The organism is Mesorhizobium sp. M7A.F.Ca.CA.004.06.1.1, assembly GCF_003999135.1.
Lineage (GTDB): Bacteria > Pseudomonadota > Alphaproteobacteria > Rhizobiales > Rhizobiaceae > Mesorhizobium.
In genome coordinates this window covers 1-5338 of record NZ_RZPQ01000402.1, presented here as the reverse complement: position 1 = coordinate 5338, position 5338 = coordinate 1, and the positions used below count along the sequence as shown (strand labels likewise).

Below are 5338 nucleotides of genomic sequence, written 5' to 3'. Positions count from 1 at the left end.
CCTTGACCTGCTCGGAGAACTCGCCAAAGCCGGAGATGCCGGCCGCGACCTGGTTGCCGAGCAGCGCCGACAACGCCTCACCGCCGCCGGCGAACGGCACGTAGGACAGGTTTGTCGCCGGCACGCCGACCGTCTTGGCAATCAAGCCGAACAAGATGTGATCCGAGCCGCCGGCGGAGCCGCCGGCGACGGGAACCTTTGTCGGATCGGCCTTGAGCGCGGCGACGAAATCAGCGGCCGTCTTGAACGGTGACTCCGCCGGCACGACCAGGGCCTCGAACTCGCCGGTGAGGCGGGCGATCGGGGTGACTTGCGTCAGATTGTTCGCGGCCTTGTTGGCAATGATGGCGCCGACCATGACCATGCCGGCAACCATCAGGGAATTGCCTTTGCCGTTCCACTGGCTGATGAATTGCGGCAGCCCGACAGTGCCGCCGGCGCCGCCGACATTGGTGATCTGCGAACCCGAGATCAGCTTTTCACTGCGCAGCACCTGGTCGATCGTGCGCGCCGTCTGGTCCCAGCCGCCACCCGGTGCGGCAGGCACGAAGAGCTGTATCTGGGGCGCGCCTTCGGCGTAAGCGGGAGAAAGATGCGACGTCATCAGCCCGGCACCCACGGCTGCGGTGCTCATCAAAAATCTGCGTCTGTTCAGCATGGGGATTCCTCCAAATCACGACACCTCCTCCGGTGCCCGCCAAAACGCGCCTGCATCCAGACCCGTCATCGATTTCAAGCAGATGTTACGGAGTTCTGTCAACGGAAACGATATTCTACTGGACAGAACGATTTGGCGGCGCGACAGAGTCGCGTCGCTCGGCTTTCTTCAAACTGGAACCACCATGGACTCGCCAAGCAAATCGGCAGATGGGGAAATAGATCGCACCTCGGCGGACGGTGTTGCCGCGCTTGATCGGGCCATTGCCATCCTCGATGCCTTCACCACGGATGACCGGTCGCTCAGCCTGGCCGAAATCGCGGCGCGCACCGGCCTCTACAAGAGCACCATCCTGCGGCTTGCGAATTCCCTCATGCGCGGACGATTGCTCGAGCGCCTCGACAATGGACGCTACCGCGTCGGACCCGCGACCTTTCGGCTCGGTGCGCTCTACCAGCGTTCGGTCGTGGCGGTCGATATCCTGCTGCCGATCATGCGCGATCTTTCCGAGCGAAGCTGGGAGAGCGTTGCCTTCTATGTTCGCTCGGGCGATGTCCGCACCTGTCTTTACCGCGTCGAATCCAAGCACCCGATCCGCTACACGATACGCGAAGGCGACGTATTGCCTTTGCTGCTCGGCTCGGGAGGCCGCGTGCTCGCAGCGTTTTCGGGCCAGCAGGGCGAACCGTACGAGACCATCCGCGAGACCTGCAACTGCCTCGCCGTGGGCGACCGGGACCCTGAGACGGGGGGCGTGTCGGCGCCGGTGTTCGGCCCGGGAGGCGTCCTGCTCGGCGCCTTGACCCTGGCTGGACCCAGCACGCGCGTCGACGCGGCATTTCTGCAGCGCATGAAGCGTCCGCTGCTCGAGGCGGCGGCCCGCGCCACCCGCGCCTTCGGCGAGGACGCCTCCATGCTCGAGCGGGCAAGCCTGGCAGCGGACGCCATGCCGTAGAACACGTCCTCGTTGGAAGCCCCGCTCAAGTCAATTTGACCAGGCCACAGCGGTTCTTGGCGCGGCCCGCCTCGTCATCATTGCTGGCGACAGGCGCCATCATGCCGGCGCCGGCAGCTGTCAGCCCGCGGCTCAGGTCACCGCGCCAGCAGGATGGTCGGAGTGTCGTGATAGGTGGTCTTCACCACTTCCCGGTAACCGCACTTCGCAGCCACCCTCAGCGACGCGCCGTTTTCCGGATCGATGATACAGACGGTCTTCTCGCGCCCGAAAATCTCTTCGCTCCACGCCAGGATGCGGCCAACCACCTCGGTGGCGAAGCCCGCCCCGTGCACGGCCGGAACCAGCGCCCACCCGGCCTCGGGAATGCCTTCGATCGATGGTTCCATGTCGCGCTTCAGGTCGTGAAACCCGGCCTCGCCGATGAAGCGTCCGGTCGCCTTCTCCTCGATCGCCCAGAAGCCATAGCCGAGCAGCGACCACAGGCCGGCGTGACGCAGGAAGCGCATCCAGCTTTCTTCGCGCGTGCGCGGTTTGCCGCCGATGAAGCGGGTGACGACGGGATCCGTCCACATCGCGGCATAGGTGTCGAAATCGTCCAGCCGGTGTGCCCGCAGGATGGTTCGCTTCGTTTCGATGACAGGAGCGCTGGTCGCTTGTGGTTTGTTCATGGGATCTGCCTCGCACGGATCGTCAGCGCTTAGCAAATCGCCGGTGCTGCGCAAGGGGCCAGGGCAACACGGCCCATCATCCAGCCACCGCTATGGGAATTTTGCGCGACGGTGCTATTTTTCACGGCAGGCTGATTCAACACCTGCCAGCGCGACCTTTTTTCAGGCGCTGGGCGGTGCCGTCAAACCCCAGGGAAAGAGCATGGACACCACCGATCTTGTGCTTGCGATCTTCCATCATCTGCTGGTGTTTTCGCTGGCGGGAATCATCGGCGCCGAATTCGTCCTGATCCGCGGCGATCTGGGCGCTGCAACGCTCAAGAGGCTCGCCGGCATCGACCGCCATTACGGCATCATTGCCACGCTGATCATCGTCGTCGGCATCGGCCGCGTCTTCTATGGCCTCAAGGGCTGGGAATTCTACGTCCACAATTGGGTGTTCTGGGCCAAGATAGCGGCGTTCGTCGTGGTCGGCCTGCTGTCGATCATCCCGACCGTCCGCTTCATATCCTGGAGCAGGCAGGCGAGCGGCAATGCCTCGTTTCAGGTGCCGGCGGCCGAGCTTGCGTCCGTGAAGACCTACATCCGCGCCGAAGCTTTCATCTTCCTGCTCATCCCGGTCTTCGCCGCGGCGATGGCGCGTGGCTACGGCTATTAGGATGGCGCCCATCAGCAGTTTGCCGTTTGAGTCCGGTTGCAATCTGTTAATTTGCGCTAGTTGTTGCTCCATCTGCAGGGTGTTGAGAGGACCCCGCGCAGCGGTTGGAGATTTACGTATTGGGAGGAGATCACGATGAGAAGATTTGTCACCACTCTGGCTGCTGCTGCGGCCGTCGCGCTTTATGGGTTCACTGCCGGCGCGCAGACCTATCCTGAACGCACCATCACCGTTGTGGTGCCGTTTGCAGCCGGCGGCCCGACCGACACGGTCACGCGCCTCGTCGCCGAAGCGATGTCGAAGGATCTCGGCCAGCAGGTCATCGTCGAAAATGTCGGCGGCGCCGGCGGCACGCTGGGTGCCGGCCGCGTCGCCAACGCCGAGCCGGACGGTTATACGCTGCTGCTCCATCATATCGGCATGGCGACAAGTGCGACGCTGTACAGAAAGCTCGCCTACGACACGCTGAACGCCTTCGAATATGTCGGCCTCGTCACCGAGGTGCCGATGACCATCGTCGGCCGCAAGGACCTGGAGCCCACCGACCTCAAGGGGCTGGTGGAGTACGCCAAGGCCAACAAGGATTCCATAACCGTCGCCAATGCCGGCATCGGTGCGGCCTCGCATCTATGCGGCATGCTGTTCATGAGCGCCATCAAGACGCCGCTGGTCACCGTGCCCTACAAGGGCACCGGCCCGGCCATGACCGATCTCCTCGGCGGCCAGGTCGACATCATGTGCGACCAGACGACCAACACCACCAAGCAGATCCAGGGCGGCACCATCAAGGCCTATGCCGTCACCTCGCCGGAACGCCTCGATGTGCTGAAGGACGTGCCGACGGCGGTGGAAGGCGGCCTTCCCGATGTGCAGGTCGGCATCTGGCATGGTCTCTATGCACCCAAGGGCACGCCGGCCGAGATCACCGAACGCCTGTCGAAATCGCTGCAGGTCGCGCTGAAGGACCAGAACGTCGCCGCCCGCTTCGCCGAACTCGGCACCAAGCCGTCGCTCGAGGCCGATGCCACGCCCGCCGCACTGAAGGCCAAGCTGGAAAGCGAGATCGCGCGCTGGAAGCCGATCATCGAAGCCGCCGGCCAGTACGCCGACTGAGGTTTGAATAGGGGCGCCACCAGCGCCCCTATTCCGCTCGGCATCGCTACCCCAGTGCGGGCTTGGAGAACCATCATGAAACCTTTCGCGATCGACAGGGCCAACGGCCTGTGCGCCGCCCTGTTCATCGGTTTCGGCGCATGGTTCGCGCTGCAATCGCTCGGTCTCGAAATCGGCACCGCCTTGCGCATGGGGCCAGGCTATTTTCCGCTGGTCCTGGCGATCGTGCTGATCCTGCTTGGCGCGGTCATTCTCGTCCAGGCCGTACGCGTCGAGGGCGAAGCGATCGGGCACATTGCGTGGCGCGGCATGCTGCTCATCCTGCCTGCTCCGATCTTCTTCGGCCTGACAGTGCGCGGCCTCGGATTCATCCCGTCGATCTTCCTGACGGCGCTGATCGCGTCGTTTGCCAGCCGCCGCATGAAGCCATTGACCGCGCTCGTGCTGTCGGCCGGTCTGACGTTGTTTGCCTTCCTCGTCTTCAGCTACGCGCTCGGCCTGCCGTTCCGCCGCTTCGGCCCGTGGCTGGCCCCAGGGTCGGCATCGTGAGGCGATGAGCATGGATCTCCTCGACAACCTCGCGCTCGGCTTTTCGACGGCGACGTCGTTGACCAACCTCGGTTTCTGCCTGATCGGCGTCCTTCTCGGCACGCTGATCGGCGTCCTGCCCGGCATCGGCGCCACCGCGACCATCGCCATGCTTCTGCCCATCACCTTCCAGATCGGCGATCCGGTCTCCTCCCTCATCATGCTCGCCGGCATCTATTACGGTGCGCAATATGGCGGCTCGACCACCGCCATTCTCATCAACATGCCGGGCGAATCCTCGTCCGCCGTCACCGCGATCGACGGCTACCAGATGGCCAGGAACGGCCGCGCCGGAGCGGCCCTCGCGATCGCGGCCATCGGCTCGTTCTTTGCCGGCACGGTGTCGACGTTCCTCGTCGCCATCTTTGCCCCGCCGCTGACGGCGATCGCGCTGAAATTCGGCGCGGCCGAGTATTTTTCGCTGATGATCGTCGGCTTGGTTTCGTCCGTCGCACTCGCCCACGGCTCTATCGTCAAGGCGCTGGCCATGGTCGTGCTCGGCCTTCTGCTCGGCATTGTCGGCACCGACATCTACACCGGCACGCCGCGCTTCACGCTTGGAATCCGGGAATATGCCGACGGGTTGAATTTCGTTGCGGTGGCGGTCGGCGTCTTTGGCGTCGCCGAGATCCTGCGCAACCTCGAAAACGAGGATGAGCGCTCCGTGATGATCCGCAAGGTCACCGGCCTTATGC

The 5338-nt window shown here is 64.0% G+C and carries 7 protein-coding genes; 5 read left to right on the top strand and 2 right to left on the bottom strand.

Annotated features, from left to right (window positions below):
* The coding region (locus tag EN906_RS21710) for a tripartite tricarboxylate transporter substrate-binding protein (protein ID WP_164777282.1) at positions 1–658 on the bottom strand (658 nt) is incomplete at its 3' end.
* Between EN906_RS21710 and EN906_RS21705 the strand changes: the two genes are divergently transcribed.
* Positions 627–1613, top strand: coding sequence for an IclR family transcriptional regulator (locus EN906_RS21705; RefSeq protein WP_245473134.1), 987 nt, complete (start codon positions 627–629; stop codon positions 1611–1613). The genes EN906_RS21710 and EN906_RS21705 overlap by 32 nt on opposite strands.
* Before the next feature lie 137 nt (positions 1614–1750).
* On the opposite strand, the gene EN906_RS21700 is transcribed toward EN906_RS21705, so the two are convergent.
* A complete protein-coding gene (locus EN906_RS21700) occupies positions 1751–2284 on the bottom strand; it encodes a GNAT family N-acetyltransferase (RefSeq protein WP_127271811.1) in 534 nt (177 codons plus the stop codon).
* Positions 2285–2486: 202 nt separating this feature from the next.
* Between EN906_RS21700 and EN906_RS21695 the strand changes: the two genes are divergently transcribed.
* From EN906_RS21695 to EN906_RS21680, 4 genes are all read left to right on the top strand, one after another.
* A complete protein-coding gene (locus EN906_RS21695; protein WP_127271258.1) occupies positions 2487–2942 on the top strand; it encodes a DUF2214 family protein in 456 nt (151 codons plus the stop codon).
* A 135-nt stretch (positions 2943–3077) separates the two neighbouring features.
* Complete coding sequence (locus tag EN906_RS21690) at positions 3078–4055, top strand: tripartite tricarboxylate transporter substrate-binding protein (protein WP_127271256.1); 978 nt, start codon at positions 3078–3080, stop codon at positions 4053–4055.
* 75 nt (positions 4056–4130) lie between these two features.
* Entirely contained in the window at positions 4131–4604 is a 474-nt protein-coding gene (locus tag EN906_RS21685) for a tripartite tricarboxylate transporter TctB family protein (RefSeq protein WP_127271254.1), read from the top strand.
* A 10-nt stretch (positions 4605–4614) separates the two neighbouring features.
* Positions 4615–5338: tripartite tricarboxylate transporter permease (locus EN906_RS21680; RefSeq protein ID WP_206529149.1), on the top strand; the 724-nt coding region annotated here is incomplete at its 3' end.